The following is a 24127-nucleotide window of genomic DNA, read 5'->3' as shown; positions in this document are numbered from 1 at the left end:
AACCGGGGCGGGGCGGCTACACGGGGAAGGGTGCCTGCTCCGGGTATTCGATGGGGAAGTCGCGCAGTCCCCGCCGGTAGAGGTCGTTGGCGGCCGCGTTGAAGCGGACGATCGAGGGCGGGTACTCGGCGCCGAGGAGGTACTCCTTGAGCTGCTCGCGGTAGGGGGCCATGACGTCCCGTTCGGGGTGGAGCGTGGCCTCGAGGGCCTCGGCCAGGCCGTTGCAGTCGGCGTCCAGCAGGTACGAGGCGTACGCGGTGCGCTGCTCGTTGCGGAACTCCTGGTCGGGCAGGCCCTCCAGGTTGAAGATGGCGTACGGCTTCAGGGTCGCGACGAAGTCCGAGACCACGCTCGACATGTCGCCGATGAGGAGGTCGGACTGGTTGAAGCAGTCGTACAGGGCCGGGATGCGCTCGGTGACCACGTGGTGCGCGGCGTCGGGCATGGCGCTCCAGTACAGGGCCCCGGCCTGGTTGCGGCTGCGCCGGATGCGCGCGGTGCGCTCCTCCTCGGTGAGGTCGGGGTACTTCGAGCGCACGCCCCGCTCGGAGAGGTCGGCGATGCGCTGGTCGATCCGGGCGAGCTTCTTGGCCGCGGCCTTGGAGTCGGTGAGGTTGCGGCCGAAGCGGCGGGCGTTGTCCTCTTCCAGCAGGGCGATGACGCGCCGGTGCGCGGCGGCGGCGACGGGGGAGCGCGAGCCGGTCAGCGGGTGCGGCTTGTAGATGATCCGGATCTCGCGGTCGTAGTCGAGGAGGGCCTCGATGAGCTTCTCGCCGGCCGGGATGACCGAGGTGTAGCAGGCGTCGTCCGTCCAGCCTTCCCAGGTGGGGGCGTAGATGACGGTGGGGATGGGGCCGGAGACCCTGCCGGTCCAGCGGTGCAGGGGCATCAGCTGGGGGCGGCCGACCTCGACGATCTGGTGCGGGGAGACGGCGTGCTTGATGCGCTCGTAGCGGTCGCGGCCGGCCCGGCCGGCGACCCAGATCTCGTCGAAGACCTTGCTGACGCGGTTGCTGCTGGCGAGCTTGTCGCTGTCGCCGTGGCCGATGAAGACGTGCTTGACCTCGGCGCGCTGGAGCATGTGCACGTTCTTGCCCGCATTGCCCGGATAAAGGGCGACACGCAGCTCGTTCATCTCGATACGGGCGAGATTATCCGCTTTGGGAATGCAGATGACGGGGACGGAGGTCGCGTCCAGGTAGCGCAGGGTGGCCCGTTCGCGCAGCACGATGATGGGCCGCAGGTCGAGTGCCTCCAGGGCCTCCAGCCACATGTTCACCTGGTACATGAAGTCTTTGGAGATGGCGGCGAACGTGAAGTACAGCGCGACCTGGGGGCGGTATTCGGCCAGCTGGTGGTTGAGCTCGTCGATGGCCTCGTCCGTGGTGGGCAGCTTGAGCGCGTTGCGCGCGTCGGGCACCAGCACCAGCAGGGAGAAGTAGGCGAGGAAGACGGTGGTGATCATGCCGTACGTGACCCAGCGCCAGTCGTCCGTGGCGATGGTGGCCAGGGCTCCGGCGACGAGCGGGATGTCCAGGTGCAGCGTCTTCCTGACGTGCTTGTTCATCAGGAACGGGTGGGGCATGCGGCGGATGCCGAGCGCCTCCAGGTCCAGTCCGCGGGTGGTGAAGGGAAGCTCGTTGCGCATCTTGCGGACGTGCTTGAGCAGGGCCCCGTAGGCGAGCTGGAGGATGAACAGCAGCAGCAGGCCGATGGTGGTCATCTGGGCCACGAACGACTCGATGTCGGCCACGGCCCCGCACAGGCCCAGCAGCAGGAACTGCCGGATCAGGAAGCGCATGGTCAGACCGAAGCGAGAGTCGCGCAGCTTCTCCAGGGTCGGCGACTCCGTGTTGTGGAGCATGAGGTCGGCGACGTAGCTGAGGGCGGCGCAGCCGGCGAAGAGGGGGAGCGAGACGAACGCGACGGCCACGAGCATCCCGAGGAAGCTGAGGATGAGCGCAGCCGTGATTCCGACGCCGAGCGCGGCGCGCAGCCGCTTGGAGCCCATGGTGCGGTGCCTCCCCCGTGGAGGTATAAGAGTCGCGTGAAGTGTCGCAGTAGTATAAGCAGCCTGATGGAGGCCCCCAGAACGTGCGGTGAACCACAGGCCAATGATTGCGGGCCTTCTCACGCGAATATGTGACGACGGTCCCTCGGCCGGGCGATGCCGGTCTCAGGGAGTGAACCGATACAGCGCCAGGTCGCGCCGGTCCTTCTCCTTCACGGAAAATCCGATGCACAAAGCGGGTTGGCCCCCGGCGCGGCTCACCGCGATTCCCTCCGGCTCCCGAAACGCCAGATCCGGGGCCACCGTCACGTGGTGGCGCCCCTGCGCCTTGCCGGTCCGCACGTCGATTGCGGAGATATAGGTATTACCGCCCGACTTTCGCGGATTCTTGCCGTTCTTCCCGCTGTACGGATTGCCCGTCAGCACGTACACGTAGTCGCCGTACAGTGCGCAGCCCTGGAACCACTCCTCCTCCTTGACCTGCACACCGGCCCGGATCGTCTGCGCCGCGTCGAAGCGCCCGTCGAGGAAGTCGGCCATCCCGTACACCGAGAACCGGTGCACGCCCTCCTCCTCGTGGCTCACCAGGACCCGCTCGTCCTCCAGGTCGAGCGCGGGGCACACGTCGACCGAACCGGGCACCGGGTCGAAATGCCGGACCGATTCGTGGGAACTGTCGAGGACCTCGCCGTCCTTGAACGGCACGCGCACCACCGTGCGCCCGTAGCCGCTCCCCGGATCGGCCCGGCCCTCCAGCCATATGTACGTACGCACCCCCGTCGGCTCGACGCCGAAGGAAATTCCGTGGCCGAAGCCGCGCAGATACATGTGCCCGAGGATTTTCCCGGAACTGCTCAGCCGGGTCAGGCACATATCCCCGGCGGACTTGCGCTCGCCGGAGTCGCGCGCCTCGTCCTCGCCGTCGAGCTGCAGACCGCTCTGCACCGTCTGCAGCACGTAGACCTGCCCGTTGGTGTCGTCGAACGCGAACGACTGCGGGCCCGTGGTGTTGAACAGGGGCGACGGCGCCAGCAGCTGGGCGCCGGTGCGCATGTCGAACTCGCCCGCCAGGGGCTGGGGATCGCCCTGCCCGCCCGGACCGCCGGGCCGAAGCGCCCACGCCAGGCCGCCCGTACCGAGCCCGGCGGCCGCCGCGCCGCCCGCGAAGAGCAGGGTCCGGCGGCTGAAAGGTCTCTTGCCGTCCGCCACGGGCCGTATTCTGCCAGCTCACCCGGGTCGCCCCGGCGCCGGGCCCCCGCACAGCGGCGGACGCCCGCCCCCGGTCACGGGGACGGGCGTCCGTACGGCTCACACGGTGTCAGGCCGTGGCGGCGGCGGCCGGCGTCAGGCCGGGACGCTCGCCAGACCCGGGGCGAGGAACCGCTTGCCGTTCACGCGCTCCGAGATGCCCTCGCGGTCCAGGTACGGCGTGATGCCGCCCAGGTGGAAGGGCCAGCCGGCGCCCGTGATGAGGCAGAGGTCGATGTCCTGGGCCTCGGCCACGACACCCTCCTCCAGCATCAGGCCGATCTCCTGCGCCACCGCGTCCAGGACGCGGTCGCGGACCTGCTCCTCGGTCAGGACGGAGTCGCCCTGGACCAGGAGGGCGGCGACCTCGGGGTCGAGCTCCGGCTTCCCGGAGTCGTACACGTAGAAGCCGCGCTTGCCGGCCTCGACGACCGCCTTCAGGTTCGGGGAGACCTTGAAGCGCTCCGGGAAGGCGGCGTTCAGGGTCTCGGAGACGTGCAGGCCGATCGCGGGGCCCACGAGCTCCAGCAGCACCAGCGGGGACATCGGCAGGCCGAGCGGCTCGATGGCCTTCTCCGCCGTGACGACCGGGGTGCCCTCGTCGATGACGTTCTGGATCTCGCCCATGAAGCGGGTCAGGATGCGGTTCACGACGAACGCCGGGGCGTCCTTGGTGAGGACCGCGGTCTTCTTCAGCTTCTTGGCGACGCCGAAGGCCGTGGCCAGCGAGGCGTCGTCGGTCTTCTCACCGCGGACGATCTCCAGCAGCGGCAGGATCGCGACCGGGTTGAAGAAGTGGAAGCCGACCACGCGCTCCGGGTGCTGCAGCTTGGAGGCCATCTCCGACACCGACAGCGAGGAGGTGTTGGTGGCGAGGATCGCGTGCGCCGGGGCGACCGCCTCGACCTCGGCGAACACCTTCTGCTTGACGGACATCTCCTCGAACACGGCCTCGATGATGAAGTCCGCGTCCGCGAAGCCCTCGGCCTTGTCCAGGACGCCGCTCACCAGCGCCTTGAGGCGGTTGGCCTTGTCCTGGTTGATCCGGCCCTTGCCCAGCAGCTTCTCGATCTCGGCGTGGACGTAGCCCACACCCTTGTCCACGCGCTCCTGGTCGATGTCGGTGAGGACCACCGGCACCTCCAGGCGGCGCAGGAACAGCAGCGCCAGCTGCGAGGCCATCAGGCCCGCGCCGACGACGCCGACCTTGGTCACCGGGCGCGCCAGGTTCTTGTCCGGGGCGCCGGCCGGGCGCTTGCCGCGCTTCTGGACCAGGTTGAAGGCGTAGATGCCCGAGCGCAGCTCGCCGCCCATGATGAGGTCGGCCAGGGCCTTGTCCTCGGCGTCGAAGCCCTTCTGCAGGTCGCCGTCCTTGGCCGCCTCGATGATCTCCAGGGCGCGGTACGCGGCCGGGGCCGCACCGTGCACCTTGGAGTCGGCGATGAAGCGGCCCTTGGCCACGGCCGCGTCCCAGGCCTCGCCGCGGTCGACCTCGGCGCGGACGACCTCGGTCTCGCCCGTGAGGACCTTCGCGGTCCACAGCAGCGACTGCTCCAGGAAGTCGGCGCCCTCGAAGATCGCGTCGGCGATGCCGAGCTCGAAGACCTGCTTGCCCTTGAGCTGGCGGTTCTGGTTCAGCGAGTTCTCGATGATCACCGAGACCGCGCGCTCCGCACCGATCAGGTTCGGCAGGATGGCGCAGCCGCCCCAGCCGGGGACCAGGCCGAGGAAGACCTCGGGGAGGGAGAAGGCCGGGATGGCCTTGGAGACGGTGCGGTAGGTGCAGTGCAGGCCGACCTCGACACCGCCGCCCATCGCCGCGCCGTTGTAGTACGCGAACGTGGGCACGGCCAGCGCCGACAGGCGCTTGAAGACGTCGTGGCCGCCCTTGCCGATGGCCAGCGCCTCGTCGTGGCTCTTCAGCAGTTCGACGCCCTTGAGGTCGGCGCCGACCGCGAAGATGAACGGCTTGCCGGTGATGCCCGCGCCGACGATGGAGCCGGCCAGGGCCTCCTGCTCGACCTGGTCGAGCGCCGCGTTCAGGTTGGCCAGGGACTGCGGGCCGAAGGTGGTCGGCTTGGTGTGGTCGAAGCCGTTGTCCAGCGTGATGAGCGCGAAGCGCCCGGCGCCGAACGGCAGGTCCAGGTGGCGCACGTGCGCCTGGGTGACGACCTCGTCCGGGAACAGCTCGGCGGCGCCCTTCAGGAGCTCAGCGGTGGTGCTCACTTGGAGTCTCCCTCGGTGTCGAAGTGCGGGTTCTCCCAGATGACCGTCGCGCCCATGCCGAAGCCCACGCACATGGTGGTCAGGCCGTAGCGGACGTGCGGCTGCTCCTCGAACTGGCGGGCCAGCTGCGTCATCAGGCGGACGCCGGAGGAGGCCAGCGGGTGGCCGAAGGCGATGGCGCCGCCGTACTGGTTGACGCGGGCGTCGTCGTCGGCGATGCCGTAGTGCTCCAGGAACGCGAGGACCTGGACGGCGAAGGCCTCGTTGATCTCGAACAGGCCGATGTCCTCGATGGACAGGCCCGCCTGGGCGAGGGCCTTCTCGGTGGCCGGGATCGGGCCGTAGCCCATGACCTCCGGCTCCACGCCGGCGAAGGCGTAGGAGACCAGGCGCATCTTGACCGGGAGGTTGTTCGCGCGGGCGAAGTCCTCGGAGGCGATGATCGCGGCGGTGGCGCCGTCGTTCAGACCGGCGGCGTTGCCCGCGGTGACCCGGCCGTGGGTACGGAACGGGGTCTTCAGGTTCGCCAGGTTCTCCAGCGTGGTGCCCGGGCGCATCGGCTCGTCGGCGGTGACCAGGCCCCAGCCCGTCTCGCCGACCTCCGCGTTGGTGTTGCGCACCGAGATCGGGACCAGGTCCTGCTGGATCTTGCCGTCGGCGTACGCCTTGGCGGCCTTCTCCTGCGAGCGCACGGCGTACTGGTCGGCGCGGAGCTTGGTGATCGTCGGGTACCGGTCGTGCAGGTTCTCGGCGGTCATGCCCATGAACAGGGCGGACTCGTCGACCAGCTTCTCGGAGACGAAGCGCGGGTTCGGGTCCACGCCCTCGCCCATCGGGTGGCGGCCCATGTGCTCGACACCGCCGGCCAGCGCCACGTCGTACGCGCCGAAGGCGACGGAGCCCGCGACCGAGGTGACGGCGGTCAGCGCGCCGGCGCACATGCGGTCGATGGAGTAGCCCGGGACGGACTGCGGCAGGCCCGCGAGGATGCCGGCCGTGCGGCCGAGGGTGAGGCCCTGGTCGCCGATCTGCGTGGTGGCGGCGATGGCCACCTCGTCGATCTTCTTGGGGTCCAGGTCCGGGTTGCGGCGCAGCAGCTCCCGGATCGCCTTCACGACGAGGTCGTCGGCGCGGGTCTCGTGGTAGATGCCCTTCGGGCCCGCCTTGCCGAACGGGGTGCGGACGCCGTCGACGAAGACGACGTCCCTGACGGTACGAGGCACGTTGGCTCTCCTCCAGGTGCGGGATGGCACTGCTGCGCGTAGCGGCGCCCTGCTACTGAGCGCCCGCTCACCCGGCCCATGCTACTTGCGGGTAACCAATGTGCACACCCCCTGCCCCCGGAGCGGCGAAGGTCACACCCGGCCGCCGCGCCACTTCCCGCGCGCGCCCCTGCGCACGCCCGCCCGATCGGACCGCCGGGAGGCCCCGATGGGGTCGTCCTCGGCCCTCCGCGGCCGGGCGCCGGGCCGGGCCTCCCGGCCGCCCCGATCCTTGGCTCCCCCGGGGCAGGCGCCCCGGGCCCCTCTGCGACGGAAACGGAGTCCCGCATGCCCATCAAGCACACCGACCACGCCGTCCAGCACAAGTCGACCGTCCCCGCCAACCGCGACACGCTCGTGAACCTCTTCGTCCGCGAGTACGACGGCACTCCACTGGGCACCCCACCCGATGAGCGGCGCGCGGTCCTGATGCTGCACGGCAGAACCGTGCCCGTCCTCGCGGTGTACGACATCGGCCTCGGCGACTACAGCTGGTCCCGGGTGCTGGCGCACGCCGGCTACGACGTGTTCATGATGGACCTCCAGGGAATGGGCCTCTCGCCCCGCCCGGAGATGGACAGCCCGTGCAACGCCAACCCGGCCCACCACGCCCGCGTGCTCGCCCCCAACCTGCCGCTGACCTCCGACTGCGCCCCCTCGTACCCCCACCAGCTGGGCAATGCGCAGAGCGACTGGGACGAGCTCCACACGGTCGTCGAGTACATCAAGGACCTCCACGGAGTGGAGCAGCTGGACCTGATCGGCAACTCCGCCGCCGCCTACGCGCTGGGCCCCTACGCCATCCAGTACAAGGAGAACGTCCGGAGCCTGATGTTCCAGGCGCCCGTCTTCAAGCCCAACGGCCCGGACAGCGCCCCCGGCACCGACTTCGGCGCCCCGTCCCCACTGCCCCTGAACACCCCGCCGTACCCGATGGCCCTCGGCCTCGTGGAGGGGTTCAAGTCGGCCTGGGACGCGGAGACCAGCGCCGACTGCCCGAGCCAGCGGGCGCCGGGCATCGAGGACACGGTCTGGGAAGCGATCATGGCGAGCGACACCAAGGGCCGCACGTGGGGCAAGCCCCTGCCGGACGGCCGGACGGAAGGGGTCAGCCGCCAGCGCCAGACTTTCTGGTGGGGCTGGAACAAGAAGACCGCGCCCCTGCACGGCACGCTCGGCGGCCCGGTCCCCGTCTTCATCGTGTACGGGGACCTGGACAAGACCGTCACCACCGGGGACCTGTCGGTCACCGAGCTCTACAAGGCCATCCCGGGGCCGAACAAGCTGATGTTCAAGGTGTCCTGCGCCAGCCACCAGATGCCGTGGGAGGGCCGGCGCACGACGCTGCACACGATGTCGAAGCAGTGGCTCAAGCACGCCAAGGTGTTCGGGAAGGACAAGGGCAGCTTCCACCTGGACGACCACGACGACGTCACGCCGCTGCCCGTGCCCTAGGAGCCGCCGCCCCGACGTACCGGCGCGGGCGGGCCCGCGGGCCGGCCCACGGGAAAGCCCCCGGCGCCGAAGGCAGGCCGGGGGCTTTCGGTTCGCGCGCCGTCGGGCAGGCGGGCGGGCGGCGCCGGTCAGGTGGCGGTCGCGGCCAGGGCCGTGACCAGGGCCGGGGTCACCTGCTCGATCTGCCACGGGCGGGCGCCGTGGCCCGCCAGGGCCTCGGCCACCGTGTCCTGCGCCAGCCGCTGCGGTGGCTCCCAGCACAGCCGGCGGACCGTGTCGGGGGTGACCAGGTTCTCCTGCGGCAGGTTCAGCCGCTCGGCGAGCGCCGAGACGGCGGTGCGCGCAGCCGACAGCCGGGCCGCGGCGGCCGGGTCCTTGTCGGCCCAGGAGCGCGGCGGCGGCGGGCCCGCCGGGGCGGCGCCCGGCTGCGGCAGCTCGTTCTCCGGCAGCGCCCTGGCCCGGTCCACGGCGGCCATCCACTGCTCCAGCTGGCGCCGGCCCATCCGCTGCCCGTATCCGGGCAGGGCCGACAGCGCGTGGACGTGCGCCGGCAGGGCGAGCGCGGCCTCGACGATCGCGGCGTCGCTCAGGACCTTGCCGGGCGAGACGTCGCGGCGCTGGGCGATGCGGTCCCGCACCTCCCACAGCTCCCGTACGACGGCCATCTGCCGGCGGCGGCGCACCTTGTGCATGCCGGAGGTGCGGCGCCAGGGGTCCTTGCGCGGCGGGGCGGGCGGCGCGGCGGCGATGGCGGCGAACTCCTGCCGGGCCCACTCCAGCTTGCCCTGCCGGTCCAGCTCCTTCTCCAGCGCGTCGCGCAGGTCGACCAGCAGCTCCACGTCGAGTGCGGCGTAGCGCAGCCACGGCTCGGGGAGCGGTCGGGTGGACCAGTCGACGGCGGAGTGCCCCTTCTCCAGCGCGTAGCCGAGCACGCTCTCGACCATCGCGCCCAGTCCGACCCGGGGGAAGCCGGCCAGGCGGCCGGCGAGCTCGGTGTCGAACAGGGAGGTGGGGACCATGCCTATTTCGCGCAGGCACGGCAGGTCCTGGCTGGCGGCGTGCAGGATCCACTCGGTCCCGGACAGGGCCTCGCCCAGCGCGGACAGGTCGGGGCAGCCGACGGGGTCGATCAGCGCGGATCCCGCGCCCTCGCGGCGCAGCTGCACGAGGTACGCGCGCTGGCCGTAGCGGTATCCGGAGGCGCGCTCGGCGTCGACGGCCACGGGTCCGGTGCCCGCGGCGAAGGCCGCGACCACCCGGGCGAGCGCGTCCTCGTCGGCGACCACCGGAGGGATGCCCTCGCGGGGTTCGAGCAGCGGAATCGGCAGCCCATCGGACGGAGTGTCGTCGTCCGGGGGGCCGCCCCCGGGGGTGGTGCGCAGGTGTGCTGCGGTCTCTTGGGCGTCGGTCACCGCTCAAGGGTATCCGCGGATCGGACGCGCCCGTCGCCGGAACGTTCCGGCGACGGGCGCGCTGGCGGGGTCCCGCCGTTCGCCCGGGGTTACTGCGGCGTTGTCGGCGGCGTTGCCCGCGGTCCGGCCGTCGGCCCTGCCTTCGGCGGTCTTTTCGGGGGCGGCTTCGGTGGTGTCGGCGGCGGTGTCCTCGGCGGTGCCGTCGTCACGGCGGCCGAGGGCGGGGAAGCAGGGAAGCCCGGAGAGGTCGGGCCAGTCGGGGAGGACGGGGAAGTCAGGGGAGTCGGGGGAGTCGGGGACATCGGGGAAGGGGCGGTGCAGCGGTCAGTGGATGATCCCGGTCCGCAGGGCGACGGCGACCATGCCGGCACGGTCGCCGGTGCCCAGCTTGCGGGCGATGCGGGCGAGGTGGGACTTCACGGTCAGGGCGGACAGGCCCATCGAGACGCCGATGGCCTTGTTGGACTGGCCCTCGGCGACGAGGCGCAGCACCTCGACCTCGCGGCCGGAGAGCTCGCGGTAGCCGCCCGGGTGGCTCGGGGCACCCGGGGGGCGGCGGTGCATGCGTGCGGCGGCGGCGCCGATGGGGGCGGCGCCGGGTCGGGTGGGGAGCCCGATGTTGGTCCGCGTGCCGGTGACGACGTAGCCCTTCACACCGCCCGCGAGGGCGTTGCGCACGGCGCCGATGTCGTCGGCGGCGGACAGTGCCAGGCCGTTCGGCCAGCCCGCCGCGCGGGTTTCGGAGAGGAGGGTCAGACCGGAGCCGTCGGGCAGGTGCACGTCGGCCACGCAGATGTCGCGCGGGCTGCCGACGCGGGGGCGGGCCTCCGCGATGGACGACGCCTCGATCACGTCGCGTACTCCGAGGGCCCACAGATGGCGGGTCACGGTGGAACGGACGCGCGGGTCGGCCACGACGACCATGGCCGTCGGCTTGTTCGGGCGGTAGGCGACCAGGCTTGCGGGCTGCTCGAGAAGAACGGACACCTAGGCCTCCTGGGGGAGTGGCGGGACGGCCGGCTCTGGGGAAGGAAGCCGGTGCGAACCGTGCGGATGGTCACTGACTCCTTCGGCACGTCACCCGCCCGGCTTTAGGGAATGATCACGATTTGGTGAGTAACAATTCGGGCAATTCGGACGCACGATCGATCATCGGGTGATCAGATGCCCACAATCTGTGCCGCATTCGGGCGACGGGCCGAAGCCTTTCGATCAGCCGTTCCAGCCGCCGTCGCCCGCACGGGCGCCCCGCCCCCGTGCGGGCGCATCCGTACGGCGGCAGCGGCCGTGGCGGCGCCCGCGTACGGCGCCACCGCTATGGGTGGTGCGGACCCCGGCGCTGTGGCAGGGAGACCACGCCCGTCCCGGACTCGCCCGGACCGGTCGGCGGCAGCCCCGCGATCTGGCACAGCAGCTCGCACCACGCCGCCAGGTGCCCGGGGGTGTCGGGCACCCCGCCCACGCCCTCGCGCGGCGTCCACGAGGCCCGGATCTCGATCTGCGTCGCCGGCCGCCGCTCGGCGAGGCCGCCGAAGTAGTGGGAGCCCGCCATGGTCACGGTGCCGCCCTCCTCGACGTACGACAGCCCGCGCGCGTCCAGCGCCCCCGTCAGCCAGGACCAGCACACCTCCGGCAGCAGCGGGTCGGCGGCCATCTCCGGCTCCAGCTCAGCCCGTACCAGCGTCACCAGGCGGAAGGTCCCGCGCCAGGCGTCGTGCCCCGCCGGGTCGTGCAGCAGGATCAGCCGGCCGTCGGCGAGGTCGTCCTCGCCGTCCACGACGGCCGCCTCCAGGGCGTACGCGTGCGGGGCCAGGCGCTGGGGCGGTCTGGCGGGGTCGATCTCGATCCCCGGTCGCAGCCGCGCCTTCTTCAAGCCCTCGACCGCCCGTCGGAACGGGAGCGGGACGGAGCTCTCCTTCCCGCTGTCCATGCCGTCCGCGCCATCTGAAAATCGTCCCTGAGCCGCAGCCATGCCCGGAAGACTAGGCGGAACGGGGGCTCGTACGGCGCAGGGACACCCGCGCCGGGCCGGGCACTTCTTCATACGTGCGAAGATTTGCGGCGTGAGCGCCAACGACCGCCCGACGGGCCAGCCGAGTCAGACGTACGATTCCGCCTTCCTGAAGGCGTGCCGCCGCGAGCCGGTACCCCACACGCCGGTGTGGTTCATGCGGCAGGCGGGGCGCTCACTGCCCGAGTACCGCAAGGTGCGCGAGGGGACCCAGATGCTGGAGTCCTGCATGCGGCCCGACCTGGTCACGGAGATCACGCTCCAGCCCGTGCGGCGCCACAAGGTCGACGCCGCGATCTTCTTCTCCGACATCGTGGTCCCGCTGAAGGCCATCGGCATCGACCTCGACATCAAGCCGGGCATCGGGCCGGTCGTCGCCCAGCCTATCCGGCGCCGCGAGGACCTCGCACAGCTGCGCGACCTGACCCCCGAGGACGTCGCGTACGTCACCGAGGCCATCGGCATGCTCACGGGTGAACTCGGCTCCACCCCGTTGATCGGCTTCGCCGGAGCGCCTTTCACCCTTGCGAGCTACCTCGTCGAGGGCGGGCCGTCGCGCAACCACGAGCACACCAAGGCCCTCATGTACGGGGACCCCGAGCTGTGGGCCGACCTGCTGGACCGCCTCGCGGAGATCACCTCCGCGTTCCTGAAGGTCCAGATCGAGGCCGGCGCCTCGGCGGTCCAGCTGTTCGACTCCTGGGTCGGCGCGCTGGCCCCGGCGGACTACCGCCGCTCGGTCATGCCGGCCTCGGCGAAGGTCTTCGAGTCCGTCGCCTCGTACGGCGTCCCGCGGATCCACTTCGGCGTCGGCACGGGCGAACTGCTCGGCCTGATGGGCGAGGCCGGCGCGGACGTCGTCGGCGTCGACTGGCGGATCCCGCTGGACGAGGCGGCGCGCCGGGTCGGTCCCGGCAAGGCGCTCCAGGGGAACCTGGACCCGGCGGTGCTGTTCTCCACCCCCGAGGCGGTGGAGGCCAAGACGGACGAGGTCCTGGCGGCGGCGTCCGGCCTGGAGGGCCACGTCTTCAACCTGGGCCACGGCGTCCTGCCGACCACCGACCCGGAGGCCCTGACCCGCCTGGTGGAGTACGTCCACACCCGCACCGCCCGCTGATCCCCGGCCTCCGCCGGGGCCGGGCCCCGGCGGGCCGTCAGGGCCTGGCGTCGGTGCAGGTGAGCTGGACCGCCTTCCGCTCCGACGTCATGTTCTGCGCGTGCAGGTCGGTGGTGACGGGGCGCTGGACCGCGGTCGGGGGGACTGTGACCACCCTGAGGACGGACGCGGTCCCCGCCTGCCCGTCGAACTCGACCGTGGCGGGTTGCACGGGGTCCGCCGGCATCCCTTTCACGATGCCGGCGGACCGGCGCCGACGGGATCACGGCTGCTTGCAGGTGAAGGTCACCAGATCGCTCTCCTTGACCAGGTTGAACTCAGGCACGTGGAGGGTGACGCGGACCTCTGCCTTGGAGCTGGTCGTGGGCGTTCCCGCCGGCACCACCAGCAAGTCGCTGTGCCCCGTGTTGCCGGGCTCGAAGGTGTGGGAACGCTTCTGTATCGGGTCGGCGCTGGACAGGAGCGTCCAGTACCAGCTGACCTTGCCGGTGCCGGTCACCTCGATGAGGCCGTCGAACTCGGCCTTCTGCGGTGTGCTGCAGTCGACCGTCTGGTCCTTGGTGAGGGTCTTGATGCCGATCCTGGTGACCTTGACGTCCTGCTTGCCGCCGTCGTGCCTGCCGCCGTCCGGCTCGTTCCGGGGCGGCGTCTGGCAGTGGACGCTCTCGCTGTGGTCCGCGCCCTCCGGCTTGTAGCTGACCTGGTACGTGCCGTACCGGACGCCCTGCCGGTCCAGCTTGCCCTGGGCGTCCACCGTTGTCTTGAACGACGTCTTCGGCCCCTCGATCCGCACCGACTGCTGCGGGGAGAACCCGCTGAGGTGGAGGTCGTAGCCCTTGTTCCCGCCCGCCCCGCCGGTGGTGTGCGGTATCAACGCACAGGCGGGCACGGGACGGGCGGCGCCGGTCGCCGACGTGCGGCCCGGTGCCGCGTGGGCGGGGGCGAGGGCGAAGGCGACCGAGGATGCGAGGAGCGGGGCGGCGAGGAGAGCGCTGCGCCGGTGCCGGTTCATCGTGCTGCCCTTCGTCAGAGGAAAGCCCCCGATGTCCGGTTTCAGGATATCGGGGGCCGCTACGCCCCCGCCGCGCGTACCGCCGACACCGCCTTGCGGGCCGCGACCAGGATCGGGTCCCACACCGGCGAGAACGGGGGCGCGTAGCCCAGGTCGAGGGCGACGACCTGCTCGACCGTCATGCCCGCGGTGAGGGCGACGGCCGCGATGTCCACCCGCTTCGCCGAGCCCGCCCCGCCGACGATCTGCACCCCGAGCAGCCGCCCGGTGCGCCGCTCCGCCAGCATCTTGACCGTCATCTCGGCCGCCGCCGGGTAGTAGCCGGCCGTGGTGGTGGAGCCGATGGTGGCCGTCACGAAGCGCAGGCCCGCTTCCAGGGCGTCCTTCTCGCGCAGGCCGGTCCGGGCGATCTCCAGGTCGCAGACCTTGCTGACCGCGGTCCCCACCACCCCGGGGAACGTGGCGTAGCCGCCGCCCACCCCCGAGCCGATGACCTGCCCGTGCTTGTTCGCGTGGGTGCCGAGCGGGATGTGCCGGTGGCGCCCGGCCACCAGGTCGAGGACCTCCACGCAGTCCCCGCCGGCCCAGATGTTCCCGTGTCCGCGGACCCGCATCGACAGGTCCGTCAGCAGGCCGCCCGACTCCCCGAGCGGCAGGCCCGCCGCCCGGGCGAGCGCCGTGCGCGGCTCCACGCCGATGCCGAGGACCACCACGTCCGCCGGGTACTCCTGCCCGGCGGCCGTGGCCACCGCGCGGGCCCGGCCCTCCTCGTCGGTCAGGATCTTCACCACCTCGGCGCGGGAGACGGTGGCGATGCCCATGCGGTTCATCGCGCCGTGCACCAGGCGGCCCATGTCCGGGTCGAGGGTGGCCATCGGCTGCTCGCCGCGGTGCAGGACGGTGACCTCGTACCCGCGGTGCACCAGCGCCTCGGCCATCTCCACGCCGATGTAGCCCGCACCGACGACCACCGCCCGGCGGCCCGGCGTGCGCTCCAGGGTGTCCATCAGGCGCTGCCCGTCGTCCAGCGTCTGGACGCCGTGGACCCCGTGCGCGCCGATCCCGGGCAGCCGGGGCCGGACCGGGCGGGCGCCGGTGGCCAGCACGAGCTTGTCGTACCCGGTCCACGACTCGGCCCCCGAGTCCAGGTCGCGGACCCGGACCCGGGCGCCGGCCGGGTCGAGCTCGACGACCTCCGTGCGGGTGCGCAGGTCGATGCCGCGGGCGCGGTGCTCCTCGGGGGTACGGGCGATCAGCCGGTCCCGGTCGGGGACCTGGCCGCCGATCCAGTACGGGATCCCGCAGGCGGAGTACGAGGTGAAGTGCCCGCGCTCGAAGGCGGTGATCTCCAGTTCCGCCGGGCCCTTCAGCCGCCGGGCCTGGGACGCGGCGGACATGCCCGCCGCGTCACCGCCGACCACCACCAGTCGCTCCGCTGCCATCGTCCGCACCGTCCTTCGCTCCCGCCGCCGTCGTCTTCGGGGAACACGCTACGTCCGTACGGGTGTTCAGCCCGAAACCTCCGCAGACTCCGTCGGGTCCGCAGGGGCCGCGCCGGCGGCGTCCGCGGACCGCGCCGCCGGGACCCGCGCCGGCGGCGGGGACTCCACCGCCCCGGGCCCCGGCCGGCGCAGCCGCCGCAGGACCCGGAAGACCAGCGCGCCCAGCGCCGCCGTCACCGCGAACGGCAGCACCACGGCCACCGCCAGCAGCAGGTACCGCAGGACCGTGGTGAAGGCGCTCCAGCCCTTGCCCAGGGCGCCGCTGACCGACGGGCCCGCGTCCTTCTCCTTCGCCTCCGGCGCGGCCGGCGGCTCCGAGACCTCCACCGTGATCGTGCCGAGCGCGGTCTGGTCCTTCAGCGCGTTCTGCTGGGCGAGCAGCGACTCCAGCTCCGACTGCCGCTTGCTCAGCTCCCCCTCCAGCATCACCACGTCGCCGAGCACGGTCGCCCTGTCCATCATCTCCCGCACCCGGGCCACGCTGGCCTGCTGGGACTTGACCCGGCTGTCGATGTCGGCGACCTTCTCCGTCACGTCCTGCGCCTCGACCTTGCGGTGCAGCAGCCGGCCGCCGCCCTCCAGGGCGCCGAGCACCGCGTCGAACCGGTCGGCGGGCACCCGCAGCACGACCGTCGAGGTGATCCGGCCGCCGTCGCGGCTGCCGTCGGCGCTGCGCCGGGTCGACTCGCTGCCGACGTAGCCGCCCGCGCCCTCGGCCGCGGTGCGGGCCGCCGCCAGCACCTTCCGGGCGTCCGCCGCCTCGATGCCGAGGGCCGCCGTGCGGACGACGTGCGGGCGGACCGCCGGCTGCTGCTGCGGGCCCTTCGCCGCGCCCTCGGCCTGCGGGGCCGCGGCCGCCGCCCCCGCCCTGCCGTCCGCGGCGGCCTCCGGGCCCGCGGCCGCCGCCCGGTCGGGCCCGGACGCGCCCGTACGGTCGTCCGCCGCACTGCATCCGCCGAGCACGAGCGCGCCCGCCAGCACCAGGCCGGCCGCCGCGCCCGCCGCGCCGCGCCGTCTGCCCGGACTGCCCGGCCTCCGCTGACTGCGGGGACTGCTCTGACCGTGAGGACTGCTGGGACTGCTCGGACTGGTCTGAGCGCGCACTGCACTGCCCCCCTGGATCGGCTGCCGTCGTGCCGGTTCGACGTCCACCGTCGGCCCGCGGGTTTCGCCGCCGCGGTCCCAGGACGGTCCCGATGCGGTCACGGTCCGGCCTCGGTGCCGGGCCGGTGAGCGGTCTGAGACGATGTGTCCATGCATGGAGCGGACACGCGTACGGACGGCACGGGCGGCCACGCCGTCGTCATCGGCGGCGGCATCGCAGGACTCGCCGCGGCCCACCGGCTGCTCGGCGCCGGCCTGCGCGTCACCCTGCTGGAGGCCGGGACGCGCCTCGGCGGCAAGCTGTACGCCGGCGAGCTCGCCGGAGCCCCCGTCGACCTCGGCGCCGAATCCGTGCTCGCCCGCCGCCCCGAGGCCCTGGAACTGGCCCGGGCCGTCGGCCTCGGCGGGGCGCTGCAGCCGCCCGCCACCACCGCCGCGCACATCTGGACCCGCGGCGCCCTGCGGCCCATGCCGCGCGGGCACGTTATGGGCGTGCCCGGCGACCTCGCGCCGCTGGCCGCGTCGGGCGTGCTCTCCGCCGAGGGACTGGCCCGGATCGAGGCCGAGCGCGACCTGCCGCCCGCCGAGATCGGCGAGGACGTCGCCGTCGGCACCTACGTCGCGGCCCGCTTCGGCCACGAGGTCGTCGACCGGCTCGTCGAGCCGCTGCTCGGCGGGGTCTACGCCGGGCGCGCCGACGGCATCTCCCTGCGCGCCGCCGTGCCCCAGCTCTTCGAGGCCGCCCGTGCCCACCGCACCCTGGGCGAGGCCGTACGCGAGGTCCAGCGCCGGGCGGCCGCCCAGCCGCAGCAGGCCGGCCCCGTCTTCGCCGGCATCGAGGGCGGCATCGGCCGGCTGCCGCAGGCCGTCGCGGCGGCCGTCCGGGCCGCCGGGGCCGAGATCCGCACCGGGGCCGCCGTCAGCGAGCTCCTGCGCACCCCCGAGGGCGGCTGGCGGGCCGTCACCGCCGCCGGGACCGTCGAGGCCGACGCCGTGGTCCTCGCCACCCCGGCCGGACCGGCCGCCCGGCTGCTGGACGCCCTCGCACCGGCCGCGGCCGCCGAGCTGCGGGCGGTCGAGTACGCCTCGATGGCGCTGGTCACCATGGCCTTCCGGCGCTCCGACCTGCCGGCGGTGGTCGCCGACGGCCGGGCCAGCGGCTTCCTCGTCCCCTCCGTCGACGGCCGCAGCATCAAGGCCTCCACCTTCTCCAGCAGCAAGTGGTCCTGGGCCGGCGCCGACCCCGACCTCTTCCTGCTGCGCACCTCCGTGGGCCGCCACGGCGACGAGGGCGACCTGAAGCGCGAGGACGCCGAGCTCGTCGACCTGTCCCTGGCCGACCTCGGCGAGGCCGTCGGCCTCACCGCCCGCCCGGTCGCCTCCACCGTCACCCGCTGGGACGGCGGCCTGCCCCAGTACCCGGTCGGCCACCTCGGACGCGTCGCCCGCATCCGCAGCGCCGTCGCCGCCGTGCCCGGCCTCGCGGTGTGCGGCGCGCTCTACGACGGCGTCGGCATCCCGGCGTGCATCGCCAGCGCCGGCACGGCGGCCGACGTGGTCATCGCCACGTTGGGCACCCCTGGCACCGACCACTGATCAGCACACGGGACAATGGACACATGACTGCACCGGAGAAGATTCCCAACGCGGGGAAGAAGGCGAAGGACCTCAACGAGGTCATCCGCTACACCCTGTGGTCCGTCTTCAAGCTGAAGGACGTGCTGCCCGAGGACCGCGCCGGCTACGCCGACGAGGTCCAGGAGCTCTTCGACCAGCTGGCCGCCAAGGACATCACGGTCCGCGGGACCTACGACGTCTCCGGCCTGCGCGCCGACGCGGACGTCATGATCTGGTGGCACGCGGAGACCGCGGACGAGCTGCAGACCGCGTACAACCTGTTCCGCCGCACCCGGCTGGGCCGTGCGCTGGAGCCGGTGTGGTCGAACATGGCCCTGCACCGCCCCGCCGAGTTCAACAAGTCGCACATCCCGGCGTTCCTCGCCGACGAGGTGGCCCGCGACTACGTCAGCGTCTACCCCTTCGTGCGCAGTTACGACTGGTACCTGCTGCCCGACGAGGACCGCCGCCGGATGCTCGCCGACCACGGCAAGATGGCCCGCGGCTTCCCGGACGTCCGCGCCAACACCGTCGCCTCCTTCTCGCTGGGCGACTACGAGTGGCTGCTGGCCTTCGAGGCGGACGAGCTGTACCGCATCGTCGACCTCATGCGCCACCTGCGCGCCTCCGAGGCCCGTATGCACGTCCGTGAAGAGGTTCCGTTCTTCACCGGGCGCCGCAAGTCCGTCGCCGATCTGGTGGCCGGGCTCGCCTGATACCTCCCCTGGGGGGACAGACCGGAGGACGACTGCGCTCCTGCAGCAGGAGTGACCTCCGGTGGATCGGGAGGCCCTGCCCCCGAAACGACGCAGCCGGAGATCCCGCCCGGAAGTTCAGACGGCCGGCGGCAGCACGGCCCTGGGTGCCTTCCCGGGGGCGCTCGCTGCCCGGTCGTCCAGCGACACCGGTGCGGGCTCCGGATGCGGCGCACACGTGACGCGCCAACCCGGCACGGCGCCCGTCAGCAGGTACCGCTCCACATGGCGGTCCACGCAGGCGTTCCGCCCGCCGAACACCCCGTGGGCGCCGGCCCCCGCCTCCGTCACCAGGGAGGCCTGCGGGCCGAGCCGCCGCTGGAGCTCCAGCGCACCCCGGTACGGGGTCGCCCCGTCCCGCTCGGCGGCCAGGACGAGCGTGGGCGGCAGGTCGGCCGGCTCCTCGCCCGCGGCCGGCGGCCGCGCGCCCACCGCCACCGGCTGCTGCCGCTCGCGCACCGGCCAGTAGGCGCACGGCAGGTTCAGGAACGCGTTCGCCCAGGTCTCGAACGGCGCCCGGCGCGCCCGCGCGCTGTTGTCGCGGTCCCAGACCGCCCAGTCCGCCGGCCAGGGCGCGTCGTTGCACAGCACCGCCGTGTACACGGCCCGGGCGTTCTCCCGCGCGGCCGCCGACTCCGGGTCCGGTCGGGCCTGCCGGACCAGCGGCCCGGGATCCCCCGCCAGGAACGCGGCCAGCGCCGCCGCCCGGTCCGGCCAGACCTCGTCGTAGTACGCGGCCTGCAGGAACGCCGAGCGCAGCTCGCCGGTGCCGACCGTCCCGCCCGCCGGGGTGCGCGCCACCGCCGCCCGGACCCGCTCGTAGCTCGCCTGCACCGCCTGGGGGGTGGCGCCCAGCCGGTACACCGCGTGGTGCCGGGCCGCCCACGCGCGGAAGTCGTACCAGCGGCGCTCGAAGCCGGCCGCCTGGTCGAGGTTGTCGAGGTACCAGATGCGGCGCGGGTCGGGATCGACCGCGGAGTCCAGCACCATCCGGCGCACGCGGCCCGGGTGGAGCGTGGCGTACACCGCCCCCAGGTACGTGCCGTACGAGGCGCCCATGAAGGTCAGCCGGCGTTCGCCGAGCGCGGCCCGCAGCACGTCCAGGTCGCGGACGTTGTCGAGGGTCGTGTAGTGGGGGAGCGCCGCCCCGGCCCGCTGCGCGCAGCCGCGGGCGTAGGCCCGGGCGGCGGCGATGCGGGCCCGCTTGTCCGCGGGGGACGGGTCGGAGGGGTCCGCCGGGTCCTGCGTGGGGCCGGCCGCTGCCGCGGCCGCCGGATCCTCGCAGGACAGGGGGGCGGACCGGCCCACGCCGCGCGGGGACCAGCCCACCAGGTCGTAGGCGGCGGCGAGGCCCTGCCACTCGGGGAGGTCGGCGACGAGGGGGAAGTACAGGCCGGAGGCGCCGGGTCCGCCCGGGTTGAAGACGAGCGCGCCCTGACGGGCGGCACCGCCCCGGCCGCTCGCCGGGATCCGGCTGACGGCGAGGGTGATCTGCGGGCCGTCGGGGCGGGCGTAGTCGAGGGGGACGCGCAGGGCCGCGCACCGCGCGGCCGCGGGCAGCCCCTCGTCGAGCGGGCACTCCCCGAACCGCAGCCCCCCGCCCGGCGCTTCGGCGGCCGCCGCGGCCCGCCGCGCCACCACCGCGGCACCCACCTCCTCGGCCACCGTGCCCGGGGGGAGCGCGGCCGCGGCTGAGGGCGGGGGGCGGTGGTCGGGGGTCGGTGCGGGTGCGGGGTGGGCGGGTGTTGCGGGGGAGGCTGCCGCCAGGCAGAGGGCCGCCGTGGCGAGCCGGGTCGGGGTTCGCATGGGGCCGCCCTCCATCTCGTCGGACGATCCGATGAGATGCGGTCGGCGGGGTGCTTGTACAGCATCCCCGCCGGGTGTCGCCGCCGAACCCCCGAATGCCGCAGGGCGCGCCCGGCGGAGCCGGGTGTCCGGCGGGGCCGCCGGCCGGTGAGGGGCCGTCAGGAGCTGCTGCCGCAGCTGGAGCTGGAGGAGCTGCAGCTCGAACTGCTGGAACAGCTCGAACTGCCGGAACAGCTGGAGCTGCTGCCGCCGCAGCTGCTGGACGAGGACCCGCAGCCCGATCCGGAGGAGGCGCAGCCGCTGACCGAGTACCCGCAGCCGGAGCCCGAGCCGCCGGGGTCGCTGCTCGCACACCACACGACCGGCACCACCTCGGCGCCGGACCCGCAGGAGCTGTGCGAGCCCCCCGAGTGGGAGGAGGACCCGGAGGAACGGGAGGTGCGGGGCGGGCGGGAGCCGTGCTGGGCCGCCGCGAGGCGGGTGCTGCGGGCCGCGGGGACCAGCAGCGAGCGCAGGTACGGGTCCCGCAGCCCCTTCAGCCCGAACAGGGCGATCTGCACCGGCGGGGTGCTCAGCCCCGCGTACCGGGCCCGCAGCTCCGCAAGGGCCCGCTGCCCGGCCGGGGAGACCCACTGCCGGGCCCTCCTCCGCGCGGCGGCGCCCATCACGATGCCGCCGATCAGGACCGGGAACACCTCGACGATGAACGGGACTCCCGAGTCCGCCTGCAGTGCCAGCGCCACGAAGGTGAGCGGCAGCGACAGCACCAGCAGGACCGCGCACACGATGACCTGGGCCAGGGCCCGGCGCCGCCAGCGGCTGCCCCACCCGGGCCGGGCGAGCAGCCCCCGCGCGACCAGCGCGTCCCCGGTCTCCTGGACCGCCGGGTCCAGCATGGCCAGGTAGCGCACCTGGTACAGCCAGCCGGAGGGGGCATGCGCGTGGGCCTGGAGCACGGCGCGCTCGGCCGGGTCGGCGGCCTGCGCCCCGGGCCGCACCTGGACGATGCCGGGCCCGCCGACGAGGAGCCGGCCGTGCGCGAGGAGCGAGACCAGGGCGGTGTCCACGACCCCGCCGGGGCCGCCGGTGGCGAACGCGGCCTCCGACAGGTCGAGCAGCCGCGGGTCCGGGCCCGCGTGCGGCAGGGCGCGGCGGATGCCGCGGAAGAGGAGCACGGTGGAGGCGATGACGCCGAGCCAGATACCGAGCGCGAGGAGGTTCATGCCGCTCTCCCCGCCAGGGCGCGGGCCCAGCGCACCACGCGGCGCGGCGGTCGGGCCCCGGCCCGGTCCCGCCACCAGGAGGTGAGCCGGCGCCGGGCGGCCGGATCGGCCGGCAGGTCCCGGACCAGCAGGTGCTCGGCGAAGTCCAGCGCGTCGCGGCGGTACCCGCCGGCCATGGGGCGGGTCCGGGCGTACGCGAGGAAGGCCTCGCGGAAGGGGTCGGCGCCGCCAAGGATCCCGGGCAGCTCCGGCGCGACCTTGGCGACGACCGAGGCCCGCTTGGCGGCCAGGGCCCGCGCCTGCACCCGTATCCGCTGCCGGTCGAAGCCCTCGGGCACCGGCGTCCCGGCCACGAGCGCGGACAGCAGCGCGGCCTGTTCCAACCCGACCCGCGTCCGCGCCGCTTCGAGCCCGCCGGCCCGGCCGCCGCCGGACGTGCCCTCGCCCGCGGCCGCCCCGGGGTCCGGAGCCGTCGCCACCGGCGCGGGGGCCGCCTGCGCGGGGGCCGCCAGCGCCCGGCCTGCCTGCGCGGAGCCCGCGGGCGCAGCCGCGCGGGACGGGCCGCCGACGGCCGCGGCCGGGCCCCGGCTCGGGCGACGGCGCGGGACCGCGCCGGCCCCGTCCGCCTGCGGGCGGCCGATCGCGGCCGTCGCGCGGATCGCGGCCAGTTCCGCCGCGAGTTCCTCCTCCGGCGGGAAGTCGTCGTCGCGCTCCAGCAGGACGCCGGGCGGGGCCACCCGGCTGCGGAGCCCGGCCAGCAGCTCCAGGACCGCGGGCGGCACCGGGTGGGCGTGGGTGTCGTGCCACACCCCGCCCCGCTCGACGCCGCCGGCGACGTGCACGTACGCGAGCGCCTCCAGCGGGATCGCGTCCAGCACGGCGGCGGGGTCCTCCCCGCGGTTGACCCGGTTCGTGTGCAGGTTCGCCACGTCGATCAGCAGCCGCACCCCGGTCCGCTCCACCAGCTCCGCCAGGAACTGCGCCTCCGTCAGCTCCTCGCCGGGCCAGGAGACCAGCGCGGCGATGTTCTCCAGGGCCAGCGGCACCGGGAGCGCGTCCTGCGCGATCCGGACGTTCTCGCACAGGACGTCCAGCGCGTCCCGCGTCCGCTGCACCGGCAGCAGGTGCCCGGCCTCCAGCGCCGGCGAAGCCGTCCGCACGAACGCGATGTGCTCGGTGACCAGCGGCGCGCCCAACGCCACCGCCCGCTCCGCGAGCGCGGCCAGCTTCTCCGGGTCGGGCCGCCCGGCGCCGCCCAGGCCCAGCGAGACCCCGTGCGGCACGACCCGCACGCCGCGCTCGCGCAGCCGCAGCAGCGGCTCCGGCAGGTGGCCGGGGCAGATGTTCTCGGCCACCACCTCGACCCAGTCCAGGCCGGGCAGCCGCTCCACCGCGTCGGCGATCTCCGGCCGCCAGCCGACGCCCACCCCCAGGTGTGCCATGGGCTCCATGTCCCCTTGCCCCCTCTCAGCGGTCCCGTGTGTGCCGGTCCGTGTGCCGGTGTCATCGCCCCGACGCAGCCGGGCCAACCACCGGTAGGGGACGTTCAGAGCAACATTTGAGGTTCCGCGGATCCCGGCCCGCCGGCCGGGTGCGGCCTCAGAGCCGGGCCCGCAGCGCCGGGTGGTCCGCGACCACCGTGGCCGAGCCCGGGGCGATCTCCGTGAAACCGGCGTCCCGGACGACCGGCAGCCCGCTGCCGCCCAGTTCCGGCCACCGCTCGCGCGGGGCCGTCCGCACCTCCAGCCGGAAACCGGAGTCCTGCCACGCGGTGCGCTCCGGGCCGGTCAGCTCCCACCAGGCGAGCTGCGCCGCGTGCCCGGCCTGGGCCATCGCCTTGCCGGCGGACATCTCCAGGTCCGGGTTGAGCCACAGCACCGGGACGCCCGGCGTGGGCGGGCCGGCCGGCTCCGGGTCCTCCAGGTCGGTCCCCGACACCTGCAGCTTGGCGAGCTCCTTGGGCCAGCCGTCCAGCGGGACCGGCGGGTAGACCCGTACCTCCGAGGTGTCACCGTGCACCGTGATGCCCGGCAGTGCCTGCGCCTTGCGCCACTCCGCACCGCGCGCCCGCCGCACGACCTTGCGGATCCGCGCGTCCTGCCAGTCGCGCACGGCCCCGGCCCACTCGCCCTCGCCGCGGGCCCGCTCGTCGCTCAGCAGCACCAGCACCGCACGGGCCGCCGTCTGCAGCGCGTCCGTGCGCGCGGGCGGTTCGGCCTTCTCGATCCGTACGACGAGGGGCAGCACGAACTGCGGGGCCTCGTCGCGGGCGATGCGTCCCTGCCGGAACGGGCTGTCGGCCCCGACGGCCGGTACCTCTGCGGAAGGATGGATGTCCTGGCTGCTCATCCCGCCAAGGATGCCAG

19 protein-coding genes are annotated in these 24127 nt (G+C 73.7%); 4 read left to right on the top strand and 15 right to left on the bottom strand.

Going from position 1 to position 24127, the window contains the following annotated elements; all coding sequences use genetic code 11:
• Positions 1–16: 16 nt before the first annotated feature.
• The 4 genes from AB0953_RS22275 to AB0953_RS22260 all read right to left on the bottom strand — a co-directional run bounded on the left by AB0953_RS22275 (position 17) and on the right by AB0953_RS22260 (position 6708).
• Positions 17–2011 (bottom strand): hypothetical protein, encoded by a 1995-nt coding sequence (locus AB0953_RS22275; protein WP_366861258.1) that lies wholly within the window; start codon positions 2009–2011, stop codon positions 17–19.
• A gap of 165 nt (positions 2012–2176) precedes the next feature.
• Positions 2177–3220: a signaling protein gene (locus AB0953_RS22270; protein ID WP_366861257.1), complete on the bottom strand. Its 1044-nt coding sequence runs from the start codon at positions 3218–3220 to the stop codon at positions 2177–2179.
• A gap of 135 nt (positions 3221–3355) precedes the next feature.
• On the bottom strand, positions 3356–5485 hold the full coding sequence (locus AB0953_RS22265; RefSeq protein WP_366861256.1) for a 3-hydroxyacyl-CoA dehydrogenase NAD-binding domain-containing protein: 2130 nt from the start codon (positions 5483–5485) through the stop codon (positions 3356–3358).
• Positions 5482–6708, bottom strand: a complete 1227-nt coding sequence (locus AB0953_RS22260) for an acetyl-CoA C-acyltransferase (RefSeq protein WP_366861255.1) — start codon at positions 6706–6708, stop codon at positions 5482–5484. Before AB0953_RS22260 ends, AB0953_RS22265 begins: the two co-directional genes overlap by 4 nt.
• A gap of 327 nt (positions 6709–7035) precedes the next feature.
• Here AB0953_RS22260 and AB0953_RS22255 point away from each other — a divergent pair, with 327 nt between their 5' ends.
• Positions 7036–8202 (top strand): alpha/beta fold hydrolase, encoded by a 1167-nt coding sequence (locus tag AB0953_RS22255; protein WP_366861254.1) that lies wholly within the window; start codon positions 7036–7038, stop codon positions 8200–8202.
• 128 nt (positions 8203–8330) lie between these two features.
• Here the strand turns inward: AB0953_RS22255 and AB0953_RS22250 are convergent, their stop codons facing one another.
• The 3 genes from AB0953_RS22250 to AB0953_RS22240 form a co-directional block, all read right to left on the bottom strand.
• Entirely contained in the window at positions 8331–9614 is a 1284-nt protein-coding gene (locus AB0953_RS22250; RefSeq protein WP_366861253.1) for a ribonuclease D, read from the bottom strand.
• Between the two features lie 324 nt (positions 9615–9938).
• Positions 9939–10601, bottom strand: a complete 663-nt coding sequence (locus AB0953_RS22245; RefSeq protein WP_007267191.1) for a response regulator transcription factor — start codon at positions 10599–10601, stop codon at positions 9939–9941.
• A gap of 328 nt (positions 10602–10929) precedes the next feature.
• Entirely contained in the window at positions 10930–11586 is a 657-nt protein-coding gene (locus tag AB0953_RS22240; RefSeq protein WP_366861252.1) for a DUF3000 domain-containing protein, read from the bottom strand.
• 91 nt (positions 11587–11677) lie between these two features.
• Here AB0953_RS22240 and hemE point away from each other — a divergent pair, with 91 nt between their 5' ends.
• Entirely contained in the window at positions 11678–12742 is a 1065-nt protein-coding gene (gene hemE, locus AB0953_RS22235) for a uroporphyrinogen decarboxylase (RefSeq protein WP_366861251.1), read from the top strand.
• 37 nt (positions 12743–12779) lie between these two features.
• Here the strand turns inward: hemE and AB0953_RS22230 are convergent, their stop codons facing one another.
• From AB0953_RS22230 to AB0953_RS22215, 4 genes are all read right to left on the bottom strand, one after another.
• Positions 12780–12968, bottom strand: a complete 189-nt coding sequence (locus AB0953_RS22230; RefSeq protein ID WP_366861250.1) for a hypothetical protein — start codon at positions 12966–12968, stop codon at positions 12780–12782.
• 36 nt (positions 12969–13004) lie between these two features.
• A complete protein-coding gene (locus tag AB0953_RS22225; protein WP_366861249.1) occupies positions 13005–13754 on the bottom strand; it encodes a hypothetical protein in 750 nt (249 codons plus the stop codon).
• A gap of 59 nt (positions 13755–13813) precedes the next feature.
• Complete coding sequence (locus AB0953_RS22220; RefSeq protein ID WP_366861248.1) at positions 13814–15196, bottom strand: FAD-dependent oxidoreductase; 1383 nt, start codon at positions 15194–15196, stop codon at positions 13814–13816.
• Positions 15197–15262: 66 nt separating this feature from the next.
• Positions 15263–16237: a DUF4349 domain-containing protein gene (locus tag AB0953_RS22215; protein ID WP_366861247.1), complete on the bottom strand. Its 975-nt coding sequence runs from the start codon at positions 16235–16237 to the stop codon at positions 15263–15265.
• 273 nt (positions 16238–16510) lie between these two features.
• Between AB0953_RS22215 and hemG the strand changes: the two genes are divergently transcribed.
• Both hemG and hemQ read left to right on the top strand, forming a co-directional pair.
• Positions 16511–17956, top strand: a complete 1446-nt coding sequence (gene hemG / locus AB0953_RS22210) for a protoporphyrinogen oxidase (protein WP_366861246.1) — start codon at positions 16511–16513, stop codon at positions 17954–17956.
• 23 nt (positions 17957–17979) lie between these two features.
• Positions 17980–18693, top strand: coding sequence for a hydrogen peroxide-dependent heme synthase (gene hemQ / locus AB0953_RS22205; RefSeq protein WP_366861245.1), 714 nt, complete (start codon positions 17980–17982; stop codon positions 18691–18693).
• 117 nt (positions 18694–18810) lie between these two features.
• Here hemQ and AB0953_RS22200 read toward each other — a convergent pair whose 3' ends face one another.
• From AB0953_RS22200 to AB0953_RS22185, 4 genes are all read right to left on the bottom strand, one after another.
• The gene (locus AB0953_RS22200; RefSeq protein WP_366861244.1) at positions 18811–20538 is read right to left on the bottom strand and encodes an alpha/beta hydrolase; all 1728 of its coding nucleotides are present in this window, start codon (positions 20536–20538) and stop codon (positions 18811–18813) included.
• 158 nt (positions 20539–20696) lie between these two features.
• Complete coding sequence (locus AB0953_RS22195; protein WP_366861243.1) at positions 20697–21761, bottom strand: TIGR04222 domain-containing membrane protein; 1065 nt, start codon at positions 21759–21761, stop codon at positions 20697–20699.
• Entirely contained in the window at positions 21758–23212 is a 1455-nt protein-coding gene (locus AB0953_RS22190; protein ID WP_366861242.1) for a DUF692 domain-containing protein, read from the bottom strand. Before AB0953_RS22190 ends, AB0953_RS22195 begins: the two co-directional genes overlap by 4 nt.
• Positions 23213–23360: 148 nt before the next feature.
• Positions 23361–24110, bottom strand: a complete 750-nt coding sequence (locus AB0953_RS22185; protein WP_366861241.1) for an aminoacyl-tRNA hydrolase — start codon at positions 24108–24110, stop codon at positions 23361–23363.
• Between the last annotated feature and the right edge of the window lie 17 nt (positions 24111–24127).

Origin of the sequence: Streptomyces sp. NPDC046866 (genome assembly GCF_040704625.1) — a bacterium.
Classification (GTDB): domain Bacteria; phylum Actinomycetota; class Actinomycetes; order Streptomycetales; family Streptomycetaceae; genus Streptomyces.
Note: the sequence above shows the minus strand (reverse complement) of the source record. Positions and strands in the feature narration are given on the sequence as shown.

Coding starts and splice junctions, on each gene's coding strand:
- AB0953_RS22220 (WP_366861248.1), bottom strand. CDS start 15,196: ATGGCAGCGGAGCGACTGGTGGTGGTCGGCGGTGACGCGGCGGGCATG.
- AB0953_RS22275 (WP_366861258.1), bottom strand. CDS start 2,011: ATGGGCTCCAAGCGGCTGCGCGCCGCGCTCGGCGTCGGAATCACGGCT.
- AB0953_RS22240 (WP_366861252.1), bottom strand. CDS start 11,586: ATGGCTGCGGCTCAGGGACGATTTTCAGATGGCGCGGACGGCATGGAC.
- AB0953_RS22225 (WP_366861249.1), bottom strand. CDS start 13,754: ATGAACCGGCACCGGCGCAGCGCTCTCCTCGCCGCCCCGCTCCTCGCA.
- AB0953_RS22185 (WP_366861241.1), bottom strand. CDS start 24,110: ATGAGCAGCCAGGACATCCATCCTTCCGCAGAGGTACCGGCCGTCGGG.
- AB0953_RS22255 (WP_366861254.1), top strand. CDS start 7,036: ATGCCCATCAAGCACACCGACCACGCCGTCCAGCACAAGTCGACCGTC.
- AB0953_RS22200 (WP_366861244.1), bottom strand. CDS start 20,538: ATGCGAACCCCGACCCGGCTCGCCACGGCGGCCCTCTGCCTGGCGGCA.
- hemG (WP_366861246.1), top strand. CDS start 16,511: ATGCATGGAGCGGACACGCGTACGGACGGCACGGGCGGCCACGCCGTC.
- AB0953_RS22195 (WP_366861243.1), bottom strand. CDS start 21,761: ATGAACCTCCTCGCGCTCGGTATCTGGCTCGGCGTCATCGCCTCCACC.
- hemQ (WP_366861245.1), top strand. CDS start 17,980: ATGACTGCACCGGAGAAGATTCCCAACGCGGGGAAGAAGGCGAAGGAC.
- AB0953_RS22230 (WP_366861250.1), bottom strand. CDS start 12,968: ATGCCGGCGGACCCCGTGCAACCCGCCACGGTCGAGTTCGACGGGCAG.
- AB0953_RS22190 (WP_366861242.1), bottom strand. CDS start 23,212: ATGGAGCCCATGGCACACCTGGGGGTGGGCGTCGGCTGGCGGCCGGAG.